At 45.5% G+C, this 1795-nt stretch carries 1 protein-coding gene and 1 pseudogene; both read left to right on the top strand.

Annotated features, from left to right (window positions below; translation table 11 throughout):
- Nucleotides 1-786 (top strand): annotated as a pseudogene (locus tag J7302_RS26210) (hypothetical protein); the annotation flags it as partial.
- Nucleotides 783-1286, top strand: a complete 504-nt coding sequence (locus J7302_RS26205; protein WP_215381760.1) for a hypothetical protein — start codon at nt 783-785, stop codon at nt 1284-1286. The pseudogene J7302_RS26210 and the gene J7302_RS26205, both read left to right, overlap by 4 nt.
- Nucleotides 1287-1795 lie beyond the last annotated feature (509 nt).

Here is a 1795-nt window from a genome sequence, read left to right as displayed (position 1 = left end):
CTTTACCGGGATAGCAAATGGGATGCCCTGGACGATGTACTGGGCCATACCACCTCGGCACCGATACTGAACTGGATGGCGGAGAAAGAGCGAATAAGGAAATTGGCGTGGTGGGCGGAAGTGGCGGATCGGGGGATATTGCCGGGGGATGGGAAGGTCTATCACGTGCATCCAGTGGGCTTACCCGGAGCATTCGCACCGATCACAGAACCTTTGAAGGATCTAATTAGAAAGATCGGAGACATCATTTCTCATGGTGAGGGAAACTATGACTCCTACAACACCGGAACAAAAAATGTGCCTGGCGGAGGGGTTGGATTTTCTTTTCTATCTCCGAGCCCCGGAACAGTTACTAACAAAACAATTAACGAGATAATTTCAACAGAAATACTCCCAGGCACGGACAAGAGCAGAATGTTTGCAACCGGCAAATATCAAACCATCATCTCAACTCTAAAGTCTGCAAAAAAAGCCTTGGCTCTGACAGGCGAGGAAAAGTACACGCCTGACCTTCAGGAGTTTATTTTTTCTGATTATCTTTTAGAAAAGGCAGGCGGAGGGTACCTCGCTAGATTCGTCAAGCACGGAAAGGGAAGCATTGACGACGCTCAGTATGCTGCAGCCAAAGAGTGGGCATCAATTGCAGCGCCTTGTAATTACTTGATCAAAGACGGCAGATCATCAGATGGAACACTATCCTACTACGAGTCACGCGCCAACCGGGCAAACATAGACTCCACCAGAGCTCTAATAAAAACCCTTGAGGCGACGCGCAGAACAAAATGAAAAATACACTCATAAAAATAGCGCCAATAATTATGCTTTCGGCAAACTGCATTGCTGAAAAGTCCTCCAGCCCCATAACGATTTCCATCAAATATAGCAACCAGGAAGGGTGCTCGTTCTCATTTAGCCCAATTAATTTCTGCGACAAGAGGCGCATCCAAGAAATGGAGAAAGCGCTAATCAACACTCCCCCAAATTTTAACAAGCACTACATCATCGCAATAATCCCGGAACGAATGGAATACCATCAAAACTCAATAGTCGCCATCGACAGTAGAAGTGGAGTGGCATACCCAGTACCCATTGATGCTTATTCAGGAACGCCAAACAAAGACGACCCAAAGGGAAAAAATGGAAGTGTTATTTTCGAAATTGGAAGCAACAAGCTATGCATTGAAGGAGAAATCTTAGCAGCTCGCGCCCTTGAGAGCGGATTATTCTGCTTTTATTTCAAAGATGAAAAATTTACAGGCCACAAAACTTCTTATATGCATGATTAATCGTGCCATTCCTATCTAAAAAGCAAGAAGTGAAAATGGTTTTTACTGAACAGCAGTCATTAGTAAAGGAAGGAGCAGGGTCAGTCGACGACACCCAATCTGCAAGTCCTAAGGAGTGGGCGTCAATCGAAACCAACTTCGACAGGAGAATATTTTATGGAAGAATTTCGGGCGGAAAAGTGTCGTTTTGCTCAGGGGTGGCGAATAGTTCCAATCAAGAGTTTACAAATAAACCTCATGCAATTCCTTAGATGATTTGAAAAGCAGACCCTGATCTAACGAGTATTACAGTTTCCTTGCTGTCGGATCGACTCTGAAAGTTTCAGTAATCAAGGATTTTATGGGTGAGTTATGAACGGAATCATTAGGGAAACCCTGAAGAAGACTTCCTATTTCTGGTGAAATACGCCGATCCCGTTGCCCGAGTTTTTCGATGAAGCAAATGACCTTCGCCGACGCCGAGTACGCCGGCAAACGCAAGCAGACCCGCAAGGAGCTGTTCCTGATCG

The organism is Metapseudomonas boanensis (genome assembly GCF_018704125.1).
GTDB classification, from domain to species: domain Bacteria; phylum Pseudomonadota; class Gammaproteobacteria; order Pseudomonadales; family Pseudomonadaceae; genus Metapseudomonas; species Metapseudomonas boanensis.
This window is presented reverse-complemented; position numbering and strand designations above follow the sequence as displayed.